Source organism: Agrobacterium sp. CNPSo 2736 (genome assembly GCF_004005385.1).
GTDB lineage: Bacteria > Pseudomonadota > Alphaproteobacteria > Rhizobiales > Rhizobiaceae > Agrobacterium > Agrobacterium leguminum.
The window spans coordinates 345,993-362,392 of record NZ_RZTX01000002.1; the positions used below are offsets into that span (position 1 = coordinate 345,993).

The 16,400-nt window shown below is 60.4% G+C and carries 16 protein-coding genes; 11 read left to right on the top strand and 5 right to left on the bottom strand.

All coding sequences use genetic code 11. The features are described from left to right. The first annotated feature begins 1 nt into the window (after position 1). A complete protein-coding gene (plsY, locus tag EM858_RS05730) occupies positions 2–619 on the top strand; it encodes a glycerol-3-phosphate 1-O-acyltransferase PlsY (protein WP_020808929.1) in 618 nt (205 codons plus the stop codon). A 20-nt stretch (positions 620–639) separates the two neighbouring features. After that, a complete protein-coding gene (gene dprA / locus EM858_RS05735) occupies positions 640–1,782 on the top strand; it encodes a DNA-processing protein DprA (RefSeq protein WP_127756125.1) in 1,143 nt (380 codons plus the stop codon). On the opposite strand, the gene EM858_RS05740 is transcribed toward dprA, so the two are convergent. Further along, positions 1,735–1,968 carry a hypothetical protein gene (locus EM858_RS05740; RefSeq protein ID WP_003521491.1) on the bottom strand — a complete coding sequence of 78 codons (234 nt, stop codon included), beginning with the start codon at positions 1,966–1,968 and terminating at the stop codon, positions 1,735–1,737. The genes dprA and EM858_RS05740 overlap by 48 nt on opposite strands. Positions 1,969–2,226: 258 nt before the next feature. Between EM858_RS05740 and topA the strand changes: the two genes are divergently transcribed. The 6 genes from topA (at position 2,227) to rpmG (ending at position 9,880) form a co-directional block, all read left to right on the top strand. After that, complete coding sequence (topA, locus tag EM858_RS05745) at positions 2,227–4,911, top strand: type I DNA topoisomerase (protein ID WP_127756126.1); 2,685 nt, start codon at positions 2,227–2,229, stop codon at positions 4,909–4,911. Next, positions 4,908–7,262 (top strand): ribonuclease R, encoded by a 2,355-nt coding sequence (gene rnr / locus EM858_RS05750; RefSeq protein WP_127756127.1) that lies wholly within the window; start codon positions 4,908–4,910, stop codon positions 7,260–7,262. The genes topA and rnr overlap by 4 nt, the downstream gene beginning before the upstream one ends. A gap of 44 nt (positions 7,263–7,306) precedes the next feature. After that, the gene (locus tag EM858_RS05755; RefSeq protein ID WP_059752697.1) at positions 7,307–7,750 is read left to right on the top strand and encodes a DUF983 domain-containing protein; all 444 of its coding nucleotides are present in this window, start codon (positions 7,307–7,309) and stop codon (positions 7,748–7,750) included. A 20-nt stretch (positions 7,751–7,770) separates the two neighbouring features. After that, complete coding sequence (locus EM858_RS05760) at positions 7,771–8,439, top strand: NUDIX hydrolase (RefSeq protein ID WP_127756128.1); 669 nt, start codon at positions 7,771–7,773, stop codon at positions 8,437–8,439. Between the two features lie 17 nt (positions 8,440–8,456). Then, the gene (locus tag EM858_RS05765) at positions 8,457–9,623 is read left to right on the top strand and encodes an MFS transporter (protein WP_162144073.1); all 1,167 of its coding nucleotides are present in this window, start codon (positions 8,457–8,459) and stop codon (positions 9,621–9,623) included. Positions 9,624–9,712: 89 nt separating this feature from the next. After that, positions 9,713–9,880 (top strand): 50S ribosomal protein L33, encoded by a 168-nt coding sequence (gene rpmG, locus EM858_RS05770; RefSeq protein ID WP_003496403.1) that lies wholly within the window; start codon positions 9,713–9,715, stop codon positions 9,878–9,880. Positions 9,881–10,774: 894 nt separating this feature from the next. On the opposite strand, the gene EM858_RS05780 is transcribed toward rpmG, so the two are convergent. Together EM858_RS05780 and EM858_RS05785 are read right to left on the bottom strand one after the other, a co-directional pair. Then, on the bottom strand, positions 10,775–12,145 hold the full coding sequence (locus tag EM858_RS05780; protein ID WP_020810655.1) for a PleD family two-component system response regulator: 1,371 nt from the start codon (positions 12,143–12,145) through the stop codon (positions 10,775–10,777). A gap of 18 nt (positions 12,146–12,163) precedes the next feature. Next, a complete protein-coding gene (locus EM858_RS05785) occupies positions 12,164–12,535 on the bottom strand; it encodes a response regulator (RefSeq protein WP_003521498.1) in 372 nt (123 codons plus the stop codon). A gap of 131 nt (positions 12,536–12,666) precedes the next feature. Here EM858_RS05785 and EM858_RS05790 point away from each other — a divergent pair, with 131 nt between their 5' ends. Beyond that, entirely contained in the window at positions 12,667–12,975 is a 309-nt protein-coding gene (locus EM858_RS05790) for a DUF3572 domain-containing protein (protein WP_127756129.1), read from the top strand. A 21-nt stretch (positions 12,976–12,996) separates the two neighbouring features. Here EM858_RS05790 and EM858_RS05795 read toward each other — a convergent pair whose 3' ends face one another. Together EM858_RS05795 and EM858_RS05800 are read right to left on the bottom strand one after the other, a co-directional pair. Next, positions 12,997–13,257 (bottom strand): BrnA antitoxin family protein, encoded by a 261-nt coding sequence (locus EM858_RS05795; protein WP_127756130.1) that lies wholly within the window; start codon positions 13,255–13,257, stop codon positions 12,997–12,999. Further along, on the bottom strand, positions 13,223–13,510 hold the full coding sequence (locus EM858_RS05800; RefSeq protein WP_127756131.1) for a BrnT family toxin: 288 nt from the start codon (positions 13,508–13,510) through the stop codon (positions 13,223–13,225). The genes EM858_RS05795 and EM858_RS05800 overlap by 35 nt, the downstream gene beginning before the upstream one ends. Before the next feature lie 179 nt (positions 13,511–13,689). Here EM858_RS05800 and EM858_RS05805 point away from each other — a divergent pair, with 179 nt between their 5' ends. Together EM858_RS05805 and EM858_RS05810 are read left to right on the top strand one after the other, a co-directional pair. Further along, positions 13,690–14,973 carry a DNA polymerase IV gene (locus EM858_RS05805; protein WP_127756132.1) on the top strand — a complete coding sequence of 428 codons (1,284 nt, stop codon included), beginning with the start codon at positions 13,690–13,692 and terminating at the stop codon, positions 14,971–14,973. Positions 14,974–15,142: 169 nt separating this feature from the next. Beyond that, entirely contained in the window at positions 15,143–16,381 is a 1,239-nt protein-coding gene (locus EM858_RS05810; RefSeq protein WP_127756133.1) for a L,D-transpeptidase family protein, read from the top strand. Positions 16,382–16,400: the final 19 nt, after the last annotated feature.

The following is a 16,400-nucleotide window of genomic DNA, read 5'->3' on the forward strand; positions in this document are numbered from 1 at the left end:
AATGAGTGCTTTGACTGACTGGCAGACGGCGCCTGCCCTTCTCGCGCTTTCGGCGCTGATCGGCTATCTGTTCGGTTCCATTCCCTTCGGCCTCATTCTCACCCGCATGGCGGGGCTGGGCGACGTGCGCAAGATCGGCTCCGGCAATATCGGCGCGACCAACGTGCTGCGCACCGGCAACAAGAAGCTCGCCGCCGCAACCCTGCTGCTGGACGCGCTTAAGGGCACGGCGGCGGTTCTGGTCGCCAATGCGCTCTGGGGTTACGAAGCGTCGCTGGTCGCCGGTTTCTTCGCCTTCCTCGGCCACCTGTTTCCGGTGTGGCTCGGCTTCAAGGGCGGCAAGGGTGTGGCGACCTATATCGGCGTGCTCCTGGGGGCCGCACCGCTGATGATGCTGGCCTTCGCGCTCATCTGGCTCGCAACCGCCTTCATCACCCGCTATTCGTCGCTGTCGGCGCTCTTGGCCATGCTGGTCATTCCCGTGGCTCTCTGGGTGCTCGGACCTGAAAAGACGGCGCTGCTGGTGACGCTGCTGAGTGCGATTTCATGGTGGAAGCACCGCGAAAACATCGCGCGCCTGCTGGCGGGCACTGAAAGCAGGATCGGGCAAAAGGGCTGAGACCCATTTAAGGATATGCCATGCCGCATGAGGAAACGACACGGCAGGGCATTGAGCTTTCCGCGCGGCAGCGGGTCGCGTGGCTGAGGCTCATCCGCAGCGACAATATCGGTCCCGTCACCTTCCGCGAACTCATCAATCATTTCGGCAGCGCCGAAAAGGCGCTCGATGCCCTGCCCGAGCTTTCAAGGCGCGGCGGCTCGTCGCGCAGCCCACGCATCGCCACGCAGGCGGAGGCGGAAGGTGAGATCGAAACGGCCGAAAAATTCGGCGCGCGTTTCGTCGGCATCGGCGAGCCGGATTACCCGCCTGCCCTGCGGCAGCTGGATGGCGCGCCGCCGCTGATCGCCATGAAAGGATCGGCAGCGACCGCGACAAGATCAAGCATCGGCATCGTCGGCTCCCGCAACGCCTCCATCAACGGCGCGAAATTCGCCGCCATGCTGGCGCGCGATTGCGGCCGCGCCGGTTATACGATCGCTTCGGGGTTGGCGCGCGGTATCGATGCGGCCGCACACCGGGCAAGCCTTGCAACCGGCACGGTTGCCATGCTGGCCGGCGGCCTCGACCGGCCTTATCCGCAGGAAAATTTCGGGCTCTTGCAGGAGATATATGAGCAAGGCGGCGCGACGATTAGCGAAATGCCCTTTGGATGGGAACCGCGCGCCCGCGATTTTCCTCGCCGCAACCGATTGATCGCCGGTGTCTCCCTCGGTGTCGTCATCGTCGAGGCAGCGGAACGCTCCGGTTCGCTGATAACGGCAAGGCTTGCCGGAGAAGCGGGGCGGCTCGTTTTCGCCGTACCCGGCTCCCCGCTCGATGCACGCTGCGAGGGCACCAACCGGCTGATCAAGGAAGGCGCGATGCTGACCACGGGCGCGGTCGATATTCTGGAAGCGCTGCGGCCGCTGATGGAGCCGCAATTGCCCTATGAACGCAAGATCGAGGAACCGAGATCCGACACCGAGATGTCACCACCAGGGGACGACGAGCGCAGCATCATCGCCGCCGCTCTCGGTCCCTCGCCCGTGGAAACGGACGATATCATCCGTCACACAGGTTTTTCCGCTGCAACCGTTCATCTGGTGCTGCTGGAGCTTGATATTGCCGGACGTCTAAACCGGCATGCCGGGGGGCGTGTGTCGCTCTTCATCGCGGATTGACAGCTTGCGCCGTCCGCTCTGGATATCGCCGACTTCGACATAGGCCATCTCGATCAGATAACACAGCATGTCGGCCCCCTCGCGGCTTGCGACCTGCCGCAGTTCCGCCAGCATCTGGCGAATGTAAGCCAAGTTCTCTCTGGTCCCTTCATTATCGGCATTATTGTTTGTTGCGTTGGGGACCATATATCTATCCTGCAAAATTTGCCTGAAACGAAGAGCAATAAGTCGATTCAAATGATGTTGCCCATCATAACCAATTTACCAAAGATTGCAATACAACAATAGATTATCCATAGGTTGCAATCACCTTGAAGCGATAAAATCGGCCTTGCCTCTTGACCCGCGCGCATTACCTGTCCATGTCGAAATATAAAGAAGGCGAATTGCGGCATTGCGCCGTGACCCGGCCACGTTAACGGACCAGTTCCAGAGAAAAACAATATGAATGTCGTCGTCGTAGAATCTCCTGCCAAAGCCAAGACGATCAACAAGTATCTTGGCTCGGGCTACAAGGTTCTTGCATCCTTTGGCCACGTCAGAGACCTTCCTGCCAAGGACGGATCGGTGCTGCCCGACCAGGATTTCGAAATGTCCTGGGAGGTCGACAGCGCATCCGCCAAGCGCATGAAGGATATTGCCGATGCGGTAAAATCCTCCGACGGCCTCATTCTCGCAACCGACCCGGATCGCGAAGGCGAGGCCATTTCCTGGCACGTTCTCGATCTTTTGAAGAAGAAGCGCGTCCTCGGCGACAAGCCGGTAAAACGCGTGGTCTTCAACGCCATCACCAAAAAGGCCGTGCTGGACGCCATGGCGAACCCGCGCGACATCGATGTGCCGCTGGTCGACGCTTATCTCGCCCGCCGCGCGCTGGATTATCTGGTCGGGTTCAACCTGTCGCCCGTGTTGTGGCGCAAGCTGCCCGGCGCGCGTTCCGCCGGCCGCGTTCAGTCGGTGGCGCTGCGCCTCGTCTGCGACCGCGAATCCGAGATCGAGCGTTTCGTCTCCGAAGAATACTGGAACATCAGCGCACTTCTGAAGACACCGCGCGGTGACGAATTCGAAGCCAAGCTGGTTTCGGCCGATGGCAAGCGCCTGCAAAGCCGCTCGATCAAGACCGGAGACGATGCGAACCGGCTGAAGGCGCTGCTGGAAGGCGCGAGCTATGTGGTCGAAAGCGTCGAGGCGAAACCGGTCAAGCGCAATCCCGGCCCGCCCTTCACCACTTCGACGCTGCAGCAGGCGGCCTCCTCGCGCATGGGCTTTTCCGCCTCGCGTACCATGCAGGTGGCGCAGAAGCTTTACGAAGGCATCGACATCGGCGGCGAGACCGTCGGTCTGATCACCTATATGCGTACCGACGGCGTGCAGATGGCCCCGGAAGCGATCGATGCCGCCCGCCGCGCCATTGGCGAGCAGTTCGGTGGCCGTTACGTGCCGGAAAAGGCGCGTTTCTATTCCACCAAGGCCAAAAACGCCCAGGAAGCGCACGAAGCGATCCGCCCGACCGATTTCAACCGCACGCCGGATCAGGTGAAGCGTTACCTCGATCCCGATCAGCTGCGTCTTTATGACCTGATCTGGAAGCGCGGCATAGCGAGCCAGATGGCGTCGGCGGAAATCGAGCGGACCACGGTGGAAATCCTCGCCAGCAATGGTGGCGAAAAGGCTGGCCTGCGTGCCGTCGGCTCTGTCATCCGCTTCGACGGTTTCATCGCCGCCTATACCGACCAGAAGGAAGATGGCGAACAGAGCGATGACGGTGACGACGAAGGTCGTCTGCCGCCGATCAACGAGCGCGAGAACCTCGCCAAGCAGAAGATCAACGCCAGCCAGCACTTCACCGAACCGCCGCCGCGTTATTCAGAAGCTTCGCTGATCAAGAAGATGGAAGAACTCGGCATCGGCCGTCCTTCCACCTATGCGGCAACGCTTAAGACGCTGAGCGACCGTGAATATATCGTCGTCGACAAGCGCAAGCTGGTGCCGCATTCGCGCGGCCGGCTGGTGACGGCTTTCCTCGAAAGCTTCTTTACCAAGTACGTCGAATATGATTTCACCGCCGCGCTTGAAGAAAAGCTCGACCGGATTTCCGCCGGCGAACTTGACTGGAAGCAGGTTCTGCGCGATTTCTGGAAGGATTTCTTCGCCCAGATCGAAGACACCAAGGAACTGCGTGTCACCAACGTTCTGGATGCGCTGAACGAGGTTCTGGCGCCGCTGGTCTTCCCCAAGCGCGAGGACGGTTCCGATCCGCGTATCTGTCAGGTTTGCGGCACCGGCAATCTTTCGCTGAAGCTTGGCAAATACGGCGCTTTCGTCGGTTGCTCCAACTATCCGGAATGCAACTACACCCGCCAGCTGACCTCGGACGGTTCGGAAGCCGAAGCTGCGGCTTCGAACGAGCCGAAGGCGCTGGGCGCCGATCCCATGACCGGCGAGGAGCTGACGCTGCGCTCGGGCCGTTTCGGGCCCTATATCCAGCGCGGTGACGGCAAGGAGGCCAAGCGCTCCTCGCTGCCCAAGGGCTGGAAGCCTGAGGATATCGACCACGAAAAGGCGTTGGCGCTCATCAACCTGCCGCGCGATATCGGCAAGCACCCGGAAACCGGCAAGATGATTTCCGCCGGCCTCGGCCGCTACGGGCCGTTCCTGCTGCATGACGGTTCCTATGCGAACCTCGAAAGCATCGAGGACGTGTTCTCTATCGGCCTCAACCGCGCCGTGACCGTGATTGCCGAAAAGCAGAGCAAGGGACCGGGCCGCGGCCGCAGCGGCACGCCGGCTGCGCTGAAGGAACTTGGCGACCATCCAGATGGCGGCGCGATCACCGTTCGCGACGGGCGTTATGGCGCTTACGTCAACTGGGGCAAGGTCAATGCCACCATTCCGAAGGGTCAGGACCCGGCTTCGGTGACGCTGGACGAGGCGCTGGTGCTGATCGCCGAGCGCATCGCCAAGACCGGCACCGGCGGCAAGCCTGCCAAGGGCAGGAAGACGGCTGCCAAGAAGGCCGATGGTGACGCCGCAGCAAAGCCGAAGGCGACAAAGGCCAAGGCGGCAACGAAGAGCAAGACGGCCGCCAAGCCGAAGGCAGCGGCCAAACCCAAGAAGGCAGCAGAGTGAGCAAAGCGCCGCGTCAGAGACAGGGTTCAGCCAGCGACGGTTTCGGACGCACCGGGCGCGGCAAGCGGGTCAGTGAAGGTGAAGGCATCATCCATGGCGAGGTGCCTTCCCGCGAGGTGCTGCTGAAATTCATCGCCGACCATCCGCAACAGGCCTCCAAGCGGGAAATCGCCAAGGCTTTCGGGCTGAAGGGTGAAAACCGCGTCGTTCTCAAAGCGCTGCTGAAAGAGCTTGAAACCGACGGCATGGTGCAGAAGAGCCGCAAGTCGCTGACGCGGCCGGGCGGCCTGCCGCCGGTCACGGTTCTCGATATCACCACCCGCGACAAGGACGGCGAATTGATCGGTCGCCCGGCCGAATGGCCGGAGGATATGGGTGCGGCGCCGGCCGTGCTCATCCGCCAGTCATCGCAGGATCGCGGCAAGAAGGCACCGGCCGCTGGTCTCGGCGACCGCATTCTGGCGAAAATCTTCCCCTCCAAGGAAAGCTCCGGCCCGGCCTATACGGCCCGCGTCGTCAAGCTGATCGACCGCCGCCAGAACGCGCTGCTCGGCGTGTTCAAGGAGACGGCGGGCGGCGGTGGACGCCTGATGCCGATCGACCGGCGCGGCGAGGAAATGGTCATCGACCCCGACGGCGTCGGCGATGCAAAAGACGGAGATCTGATCGAGGTGGAAACCTCGCGCAACAGCGGCCGTTACGGGCTGACGCGCGCCAAGGTGCTATCGGTCATCGGCTCGGTGGCCTCGGAAAAGGCGATCTCGATGATCGCGATCCATTCCCACGGCATTCCGCACATCTTCCCCTCGAACGTTCTGGCCGAGGCGGATGCCGCCAGGGCGGCCAGCATGTCGCACCGCGAGGACTGGCGCGACCTGCCGCTCATCACCATCGATCCGGCCGACGCCAAGGACCATGACGACGCGGTCTATGCCGAGCCCGACACGTCGCCCGACAATCCTGACGGTGTCATCGTCACCGTCGCCATTGCCGATGTCTCCTGGTATGTGCGTTCCGGTTCGCCGCTGGACCGCGAAGCGCTGAAGCGCGGCAACTCCGTCTATTTCCCCGACCGCGTCGTGCCGATGCTGCCGGAGCGCATTTCCAACGATCTCTGCTCGCTGAAGGAAGGCGTCGACCGCCCTGCCCTTGCGGTGCGGATGATCTTTTCGAAGGAAGGCCGCAAGGCCGGCCACACCTTTCACCGCATCATGATGAAGAGTGCTGCCAAGCTCTCCTATCAACAGGCACAGGCCGCCATCGATGGACGGCCGGACGACAAGACCGGCCCGCTGCTGGAACCCATCCTGAAGCCGCTATGGCACGCCTATGCGGTAATGAAGCGCGGCCGCGACCGCCGCCAGCCGCTGGAACTCGACATGCCGGAGCGTAAGATTCAGCTCAGGCCCGACGGTACGGTGGACAAGGTCGTCATTCCCGAACGCCTCGACGCGCATAAGCTGATCGAGGAAATGATGATCCAGGCGAATGTCGCCGCCGCAGAGACGCTGGAGAAGAAGAAGCAGCCGCTGGTCTATCGCGTCCATGATGCGCCCACGCTTTCCAAGCAGGAAGTGCTGCGCGAATTCCTCGGTACCATCGGCATTTCCATGGCCAAGGGTGCGGCGATGCGCGCCAATTCCTTCAACGGCATTCTCGCCCGCGCGCTCGATACGCCGCACCAGATCATGGTCAACGAAATGGTGCTGCGCAGCCAGAGTCAGGCGATCTACAGCCCGGAAAACATCGGCCATTTCGGCCTCAACCTGATGAAATACGCGCATTTCACCTCGCCGATCCGCCGTTATGCCGACCTCATCGTGCATCGCGCGCTGGTGGGGTCGCTTGGCCTCGGCGAGGGCGGCATCACACCGCAGGAAGAGGCGACGCTGGACGATATCGCCGCCGAAATCTCGACCTTCGAGCGCCGCGCCATGGCTGCCGAACGCGACACCATCAACCGGCTGATCGCGCATCATCTCTCCGAGCGGGTGGGTGAAGAATTCGAGGGCCGCGTCTCCGGTGTCACCAAGGCGGGACTTTTTGTCGCGCTTCCGCAATTTGGCGCCGACGGTTTTGTTCCTATATCTACACTCGGAACCGACTATTTCCTTTACGATGAGGCCCATCAGGCCCTGACAGGAGAAAAGACGGGCCTCGGATACCAGCTTGGCGACACGGTTCAGGTGCGGCTTGCGGAAGCAGTGCCTTTGGCAGGCGCGCTTCGTTTCGATATGCTGAGCCCGGGGCGCAAGATGCCGGTCGGCACGCGCTCGTTCCACAAGGCAGGCCGGCGGACATCGCGTCCTGCCGCAAAGCCCGGAACGCGGCCGCCCAGAAGGCGACGATAACAAGGCCGCTTCAGGCGGTTGAAAAACGGGAGAAGGACTTAAGGATGAGTGCACATCAGGGCTCGGAAACAGTCACCTTCGGAGACGATAGCGCGGAACGGCCGCTTGGCCGCTCGATCATGCGGGGAATGGCCAATCGCTGTCCCGCGTGCGGCAGCGGACGCCTGTTCCGGGCCTTTCTGAAGCCGGTGGACGCCTGTGCCGCCTGCGGCGAAGAAATGCACCACCACCGGTCGGATGACCTGCCGCCCTATATTTCCATCGTCATCATCGGCCATATCGCCGTCGGCGGTTTCATGATGACCGATATGGTGTTTTCCGTTCCCATGTGGGTGCATTTCGCCATCTGGGTACCGATCACCATTCTCGCCGCACTTTTGACGCTGCAACCCATCAAGGGCGGTGTTATCGGCCTGCAATGGGCGCTGAAGATGCACGGCTTCGACCGAAAACAGCAAAAAGCGCAGATCGACGGCTCGTCTCACTGACGGCGGGCGGGACTTTGCACATGCCTCAGCTTCCCCGGCGTGCCGAAACGGCGAGCGCGCCCATGCGGCCGCGGGACGCCGCCTCCATCATTCTGTTCGACCGTTCCGGCTCGCAGCTCAGGGTGCTGATGGGCCAGCGCAGCAGCGCCCATGTCTTCATGCCGGGCGCCTATGTGTTTCCCGGCGGCAAACGCGATCCGCGCGACCACGCGCTGCCCTTTTCGGGCGATCTGCATCCCGCCGTCCTCCACAGCCTCACCGCTTCCGCAGCGCGGCGGCTCAGCGCTGCCGGCGCAAGGGCACTGGCGCTCGCCGCCGCGCGCGAGCTTTTCGAGGAAACCGGGGTGGATCTCGGCTTGAGCACCAGGGGTCCCGATCTTTCCCGCTTCCGATATGTGGCGCGCGCCATCACCCCACCCGGCAATGTGCGGCGCTACGACACGCGATTCTTCTGCTGTTATGCCGACGAATTGCGGCTGGATACCCGGCTAACCCGTGATTCCGAGGAGTTGCACAATGTGCAATGGCTTGACATGACAGACCTTTCCGGTCTGAACATGCCGAAAATCACGCGCACGGTTCTCGAAGATGTCACAAAACTCATGATAGGTGATCCCTCATTGCCCTTTGAAAGCCCCGCGCGGCTCTATGTCACGCGCCACGGCCGGTTCATTCGAGACTTTGTATAAAGGCCGTCATGTCACAAATGAAATGCGAAGAAGCGGACGCCATTCACTGGCCCTCACTGATCGCCGCCATTTCCGCCATCAGTGCGGTCGGTGTCGCCATCGGCCTTGGCCTTCCGCTCCTGTCGATCATCCTTGAGAAGCGCGGCATATCTTCCACCATGATCGGGGTGAATTCGGCCATGGCCGGCGTCGCGGCGATGATGGCGGCCCCCGTGACCACCAAGATCGCCCATGATTTCGGCGTGGCGCGAACCATGCTGTTCGCAGTCGTCGTTTCGGCGCTGAGCGCGCTCGGTTTTTATTTCGCCGAGGCCTTCTGGATGTGGTTTCCGCTGCGAATCGTTTTCCACGGCGCCACCACCACGCTTTTCATTCTTTCCGAATACTGGATCAACATGACCGCGCCGCCCAGGAAGCGCGGCATGGTTCTCGGCATCTACGCCACCGGCCTTGCGGTCGGCTTCGCGGTCGGTCCGCTGCTGTTTTCCGTGGTCGGAAGCGAAGGCATATTGCCGTTTCTGGTCGGCGCGGCGATCATCCTGCTCGCCGCGATCCCGATCTTCATGGCGCGCGGCGAAAGCCCGGAACTGGACGAGCGGCCCAACCACCATTTCGTCCGTTATGTCTGGCTGGTGCCCATGGCGTCCGCGGCGGCCTTCGTCTTCGGTTCGGTGCAGGCCGGCGGCCTTTCGCTGTTTCCGATCTATGCGACGCGGGAAGGCTTCAACGAATCGCAGGCGGCACTTCTCCTCACCGTGATGGGCATCGGCAACATGGTCTTCCAGATACCGATCGGCCTGCTTTCTGACCGGATGAAGGACCGGCGGACGATGCTGGGGCTGATGGCCTTTGCCGGCGTCTGCGGCACGCTGGCGCTGCCTTTCCTGGTGGAGAGCTGGCTTCTGGTGGCGGCCCTGCTGCTGTTCTGGGGCGGGCTGGTCTCGGGCATGTATACTGTCGGCCTTACCCATCTCGGATCGCGCTTGAAGGGCGCCGATCTGGTCGCCGCCAATGCCGCCTTCATCTTCTGTTACGCCATGGGCACGATTGCGGGGCCCCAGGCCGTGGGCATTTCCATGGACCTTGCCGGAACCGACGGCTTTGCCTGGTCGCTGGCGGTATTTTTCGGGCTTTACGTGGTGCTTTATATCGTCCGTTTTGTTTTCCGGGCAAAACAGGCTTGACTTTTCAGGCGCGATACGTAGTTTCGCGCCAGATTTAGCCGAGGTGAGAAGCGCCTGCGGCTTCTCTTTTGTTTAAAGGCAGGACGACCATGGCGAAAGCTACAACAATCAAGATCAAGCTGCTGTCGACAGCCGACACCGGTACCTTCTACGTCACCACCAAGAACAGCCGTACGTTCACGGACAAGATGACGAAGACGAAGTACGACCCGGTTGTACGCAAGCACGTTGAATTCAAGGAAACCAAGATCAAGTAATTTCTTGATCGGTCTCCGGCAAAAGCGCGCCCAACGGGCGCGTTTTTTGTTTGTGCCGAAGGAAGAGGCTGCCACCAGCCTTGTCGCGCCCAGAGGCTGTGCAGGCGGCCAATAAGGCCCCGCCTCCCCGCTGGCTCGGAAATTGCCGCCCTTACTGGCAAGCGCGCAAGCAGCCATTGGTAAGCCGCCCATATGGCCTGACGCCCCATCCGCCGCCGCAATCATTCAGATGCTTGGAAGAAGTATCCCAAGGGCTACGCATCCGCCCCTGCCTCGTATCACAACCTCGCACATGACGTGAACGAAGACGACCGCACAAGCCGCTACGCTGCGACACGCGCACCACGAACAGGCAATTTTCGGGAAGAAGGCGGTCGGCCAACGATGCGATTACGGCACGAGGAACCGATTCGGACATCGTCAGCCGACCGACCCCACGATTCAGGAGATGCGGCGGACCTGAGCATCATGGGGCATTCAAACTACGCAATACCAGCCCCTGACGAGCGAAATCGCGACGGCTAAAGCCGCTATCATTCATCATCACAAGACGGATAAACCGCCGGAAGAACTGTTACTCTCAATAGGGAGTGTGCGCAGAAGTAAAATAAAAATCAACAAATTCTTAAGCCAGAGATACATCACCTGGGAAACATGGTTAAGTATACAAAGCTGGCACACTATAGTTGCCGGAGAGATTGAATTCAACGTATTTTTCAACTTGAACTCTATTTATATCGCCAATCTGCATCTTTTCATTGCAAAGGGATAAAATACATCCAAGGTCAATGGCTTGCAGTCTCGCGACGCCCGCCCCGTATTCCCGAATAACTATTTCGTCGGGATATGAGGGAGAGATTGCGCAATATTTTTAGTTAATCCGCCACTGACGCTTCAGGCAGCGGCAGCAACGACGCGGTTGCGACCGGCGTGTTTCGCCTCGTAGAGCGCCTTGTCCGCCTGCTTCAGGATTTCGTCCGGTGCGCCGAAGGCGCCGCTGCTGGTGGCAATGCCGAGGGAGGCGGTAATGCTCAATTCCCGGTCGATGGAACGAACATAAAAAGGCTTGTCCTCCACGATCGCCCGCAGGCGCTCGGCGACGCTTGCCGCGAGCTCCATCGGCGTATCGGGCATGACGACAACGAACTCCTCCCCGCCATAACGGCAGGCGAGATCCGCGCCGCGCACCGTGCTGCGAATGCGCGCTGCAAATTCCCGCAGCACCTCATCGCCAACATCGTGGCCATAGGTATCGTTGACCAGCTTGAAGCGGTCTATATCGGTCATGCAGATGGAGATCGGTCGGCCGCGAACGGCAGCACGGTCGAAGAGTATCTTCAGGTGGTTGTCGAGGTAACGGCGATTGTTGAGGCCGGTCAGCCCGTCGACAATGGCGAGTTCCATCGTGTGCTGGAGATTGAGCCGCAGATGCTCGTTGTAGCGCTTGCGCCTGATCTGCGTCAGCGAGCGCGCGACGAGTTCGTTCGGATCGATCGGGCGGAGAATGTAATCATTCACGCCGAGATCGAGCGCCCGCGCCACCATATCGTCCGCCCCCTGCTCCGCCACCAGAAGCAGCGGCAGGAAACGGGTGCGTTCCAGCGAGCGAAGCTGCGAGCAGAGCCGCAGCGGATCGTAATTCTCGAAATTGGAATTGACGATGACGAGCTCGAAAGGATTGCCCGCGGCCTTGAGCAAGGCCGCCTGCGGCTCGGTGACGGCATCGACCTCGGCAACGGGCTTCAGCGCCCGCACGATACGTTCCTGCGAGCTGGCGCGGCCATCTGCAACCAGCACGCGGCCGGGCGTCTGCATCAGGCCATCGCTGCGCAGCATTTCCTCGATGCCGATCTGCCGTGCGGTTTCGGCACGCAGTCGCAATTCGTCGCTGACGGCCTTGAGGCGCACCAGGCTTTTGACACGGGCGATGAGTTGAAGGTCGTTGACCGGCTTGGTAAGAAAATCGTCAGCGCCGGCCTTGAGGCCGCGCACGCGGTCTGACGGCTGGTCGAGTGCCGTGACCATCACCACCGGAATATGTGCGGTATTCGGATTGGCCTTCAGCCTTTCGCAGACCTCGAAGCCATCCATGCCCGGCATCATGATATCGAGCAGGATGATATCGACCTGCTCTTCGTCGCAGATCGCCAGCGCCTTGAAACCATCCTCGGCGGTGACGACATCGAAATATTCCGCCAGAAGGCGGGCTTCGAGAAGCTTCACATTGGCCGGAATATCGTCAACAACCAGAACTCTCGCCGTCATAACCGTTCCCCAGTCGCCTCACGCATCGCCCAGATAAGTCTTGATGACTTCGATGAACTTCGGAACGGAAATCGGCTTCGACACATAGGCCTCGCATCCGCCCTGACGAATGCGTTCCTCGTCGCCCTTCATGGCGAAAGCCGTGACTGCGATGACCGGAATGACATGCAGCTCGTCATCTTCCTTCAGCCACTTCGTCACCTCCAGCCCCGAAACTTCCGGAAGCTGGATATCCATGAGGATGAGGTCCGGGCGGTGCTTGCGGGCGAGATCGAGCGCTTCCATGCCGTTGCGCGTCTGGATCGTCGTATAACCGGACGCCTCGATCAGGTCGCGAAAGAGCTTCATGTTCAGCTCGTTGTCTTCGACGATCATGACCTGCTTGGGCATGGTGAGCAGTCCCCGTTTCGCTTTGAAACCTTCATCCAGACATATAAGTTGCCAGAGAACCGATTCCATCGTCCATTTGTTGCGCAAGGCTAGAGGGATTTGGTTTCAAAATAGGTAACTTCGGGGAAGAAATGCTGCGCGATACGAAAAACAAAGGCAATGCCGGCAAAGATCCGCAAGAAACGGCGGCCGCCATACTTGGCTGGCTGGCAAACGAGCCGGACATGCTGGCGCGTTTTCTGGCGCTGAGCGGATTGCAGGCCAATATGCTGCGCCAGGCCATCAACGATCCCGGCTTTCTTGCGGGCCTCACCGATTTTCTGATGAGCCATGAACCGGATCTCATGGCGTTTTGCGCCGCGACCAATACTTCCCCCGAAACAGTGGCGGCCGCCTGGCATCACTTTTCCGGGCCGGGGCTGGATTCAGGCGTCTATTGACGGGTCGCCAGCCGGAGGCGGTCAGCGTTTCAGCAATGTGCGGGCATAGGATTCCAGCACCGCATTCATACGCGTCTGGTATCCCTTGCCGGTGGATTTATAAGCCTCGACGACGGACTTCTTGACCCTCAGCGTGATCTGCTGCGTCCCTTCCGGTTCCACGAGTTTTGCGTTCGCCCAGAAGCGTTCATCCAGTTCGGGAATATCGCTGTAGTCTATCTTCCCGTCAGGCAAGGCTGCCAGTTCTTCAAGGCTCAGTTCTTTTTCGTATTTCTTCGTCATAACGTTTCCTTTCGCGGCGGTTTGCCGGCCGGGCGGAGATGATGCGGGTTCGACCGGCACGATCGGTATGGATGACCGCCAGAAATACTATTCCTTCGATCTGCCCTATGCTGTGATAGCGCGTCTCTCCATAGGCCGCGCGCTCATCGACCCATGAAAGAACCGCACCCTCGAAGATTCGAATCGCCGTCCGAAATCCGACGCCATGCTTTCGGATATTTGACCGGTTTTTCTCTTCATCCCATTCGAACATGCGTAAAAAATCATCTACAATTGTAACTACAAATATGGGTGAAGATCAAATATTTCTCTACGATATGCAAGTTTTCCCATGTGCCGGGGTTTTCAAATCCGGGCTTTGTCGCGAACGCCCCTTGAGCCGTTGTCACGGCCGGAGTATGGTCGGCAACGTTCTGGTTTTGTTTTCGGCCCATGTTCACGTCGCAACCCTATGATCCCGGTTTTTGCCGCGACTGTCTGGCCGGCCAGCCAGAGGGGCTGAGGCGTTGCCGCGCCTGTGGCAGCCCGCGCCTTGTTTATCATGCCGAACTCTACGATCTGAGCATCGCCCATATCGACTGTGACGCTTTTTATGCCTCCGTTGAAAAACGGGACAATCCCGAGCTTGCCGACAAGCCTGTGATCGTTGGCGGCGGCAAGCGTGGGGTGGTTTCCACCGCCTGTTATATCGCCCGCATTCACGGCGTGCGTTCCGCCATGCCCATGTTCAAGGCGCTGGAAGCCTGTCCCGACGCAATCGTCATCAAGCCGGATATGGAAAAATATAGCCGTGTCGGGCGTGAAATCCGGGCGATGATGCAGGAATTGACGCCACTGGTGCAGCCGCTTTCCATAGACGAGGCGTTTCTCGATCTTTCCGGCACCGAGAAGCTGCATCACGATCCACCGGCCCGTGTGCTGGCGAAATTCGCCCGCCGCGTGGAAAAGGAAGTGGGCGTGACCGTTTCAGCCGGGCTTTCCTATTGCAAATTTCTCGCCAAGGTCGCGTCCGACCTGCAAAAGCCGCGCGGCTTTTCGGTGATCGGCGAAACGGAGGCGCTGTCCTTTCTGGCGACACGGCCGGTTACCACCATCTGGGGCGTGGGCAAGGCCTTTGCGGCGACGCTGGAGGCGGACGGTATCCGCATGATCGCGCAGCTGCAGGAGATGGAGGAAAGCGAGCTGATGCGCCGTTATGGCGTGATGGGACAACGCCTCTTCCGGCTCTCGCGCGGCATTGACGAGCGGCATGTGCACAATAACGACCCCGTCAAAAGCGTCTCTTCCGAAACCACCTTCTTCAACGATATTTCCCGCCATGAGGATCTGGTGCCGATCCTGCGCTCGCTTTCCGAAAAGGTTGCCTGGCGACTGAAGAAGAGCGGCATTGCCGGCCAGACGGTGGTGCTGAAGATGAAGACGGCGGACTTCAAGAGCCGCACCCGCAACCGCAGGCTGGACGACCCCACCCAGCTTGCCGACCGAATTTTCCGCACCGGCCTCTCGCTGCTGGAAAAGGAAACGGACGGCACCAAATTCCGCCTCATCGGCATCGGCGTCAGCGATCTGCGCGATGCTGGCCTCGCCGATCCGCCCGATCTCGTCGACAAACAGGCGGGGCGCCGGGCGGCGGCGGAAGCGGCGATGGACAAGCTGCGCGACAAGTTCGGCAAGGGCAGCGTCGAGACGGGCTATACGTTCGGAACGCGCAAATAACAGTTGCGGGATTGTGCGACAGGTCGCGCGATCCTGTCCTGACCGCCTCGCGCCGGATATATTTTAGATTTTACACAAATTAGTGATGTTGCGAATGAGAGGTCCTTAAACTTCATTAAACTTCGCATGATTGAGTGAGGCAAGTTTTGTACATGTGGTGTATTGCGTCATGTCCCTCCGCCTCCGTCTTATGGTTGGCATGCTGTCGGCCAGCATTCTTGCCTTTCCGGCGCTTGCCGCTGACAGCAGGTCCCTGCAGATACTGGTATCGAAAAGCGACCAGTCGCTCGCGCTCTATGAGAACGGCGAAATCGTCGCCACCTCGAAAGTTTCCACCGGCAAGGCCGGACATGAGACACCGAGTGGCATCTTCTCGATTCTGGAAAAGCGCAAATACCACGAGTCGAATATCTACTCGGCTGCGCCCATGCCCTTCATGCAGCGGCTGACATGGTCCGGCATCGCGCTGCACGAAGGCAAGGTGCCGAACTATCCGGCCTCGCATGGCTGCGTGCGCCTGCCTTCCAAATTCGCCAAGTCCCTTTTCGGTGACACCCGGACCGGTGTGCATGTCATCATCACCGACCGGCCGGTCTCGTTGCGCTTTGTGCAGCATCCGGCGCTGTTTCAGCCGCGCGACGATGCCGATGACGGCAAGCTGCTTCTTTCGGATGTGGAATTGCGCCCGGCGACTTTCGATGCGGCCTTGGGCACGGTCGAAGTTGCCGTCAATGAAAAGACCCAGGCCCTCAAGCCGGCGGCAAAGACCAGGGAGCCCTCGCCCCTGCGCATTCTCGTCACCCGGCGTGGCGAGCGGGAGAAGGTGATGGATATTCAGACCGTGCTGACCCGCCTCGGCTTCGATGCCGGTTCAGCCGATGGTTATGCCGGGGAGATGACGATCAGCGCCATCAATGGTTTCAAGCGCTGGAAGGGGCTGAAAACCACCGGCCCGCTTTTGACCGACGCCTTCGTGACGGCGCTTTATGCCTCCGCCGGTGAAGACCACCCACCGACCGGCCAAATCATGGTGCGACAGGATTTCAAGCCGCTGTTCGAGGCCGCCATCGACATCAAGGACCCGCAAGTGGCGCTCGGAACCCATTTCTTCGAAGCCGTGTCCGTGGATCGCGCCGCCGGAACCGCCGAATGGAACGGCGTGACGCTTGAAAACCATCTGCCGGCGGCGGCCCGCAAGCGGTTCGGCGTCTCCGTTACCGAAGCGCCGGGCGGCTTCGATCAATTGAGCGCCGTGCTCGGCCGCCTCGAAATTCCGACGGAAATACGCACGCGGATCGAGCAGGAGCTTTCAAGCGGCAGCTCGATCACCGTTTCCGATATCAGTCACCAGCTGGAGACAGGCACCGGAACGGACTTCATCACCGTGACCAAAGAAGGGCCGGTATGAGCGACGGGTGAGGCCTCAA

Coding starts and splice junctions, on each gene's coding strand:
- plsY (WP_020808929.1), top strand. CDS start 2: ATGAGTGCTTTGACTGACTGGCAGACGGCGCCTGCCCTTCTCGCGCTT.
- dprA (WP_127756125.1), top strand. CDS start 640: ATGCCGCATGAGGAAACGACACGGCAGGGCATTGAGCTTTCCGCGCGG.
- EM858_RS05740 (WP_003521491.1), bottom strand. CDS start 1,968: ATGGTCCCCAACGCAACAAACAATAATGCCGATAATGAAGGGACCAGA.
- topA (WP_127756126.1), top strand. CDS start 2,227: ATGAATGTCGTCGTCGTAGAATCTCCTGCCAAAGCCAAGACGATCAAC.
- EM858_RS05755 (WP_059752697.1), top strand. CDS start 7,307: ATGAGTGCACATCAGGGCTCGGAAACAGTCACCTTCGGAGACGATAGC.
- EM858_RS05760 (WP_127756128.1), top strand. CDS start 7,771: ATGCCTCAGCTTCCCCGGCGTGCCGAAACGGCGAGCGCGCCCATGCGG.
- EM858_RS05765 (WP_162144073.1), top strand. CDS start 8,457: ATGAAATGCGAAGAAGCGGACGCCATTCACTGGCCCTCACTGATCGCC.
- rpmG (WP_003496403.1), top strand. CDS start 9,713: ATGGCGAAAGCTACAACAATCAAGATCAAGCTGCTGTCGACAGCCGAC.
- EM858_RS05780 (WP_020810655.1), bottom strand. CDS start 12,145: ATGACGGCGAGAGTTCTGGTTGTTGACGATATTCCGGCCAATGTGAAG.
- EM858_RS05785 (WP_003521498.1), bottom strand. CDS start 12,535: ATGCCCAAGCAGGTCATGATCGTCGAAGACAACGAGCTGAACATGAAG.
- EM858_RS05790 (WP_127756129.1), top strand. CDS start 12,667: ATGCTGCGCGATACGAAAAACAAAGGCAATGCCGGCAAAGATCCGCAA.
- EM858_RS05795 (WP_127756130.1), bottom strand. CDS start 13,257: ATGACGAAGAAATACGAAAAAGAACTGAGCCTTGAAGAACTGGCAGCC.
- EM858_RS05800 (WP_127756131.1), bottom strand. CDS start 13,510: ATGTTCGAATGGGATGAAGAGAAAAACCGGTCAAATATCCGAAAGCAT.
- EM858_RS05805 (WP_127756132.1), top strand. CDS start 13,690: ATGTTCACGTCGCAACCCTATGATCCCGGTTTTTGCCGCGACTGTCTG.
- EM858_RS05810 (WP_127756133.1), top strand. CDS start 15,143: ATGTCCCTCCGCCTCCGTCTTATGGTTGGCATGCTGTCGGCCAGCATT.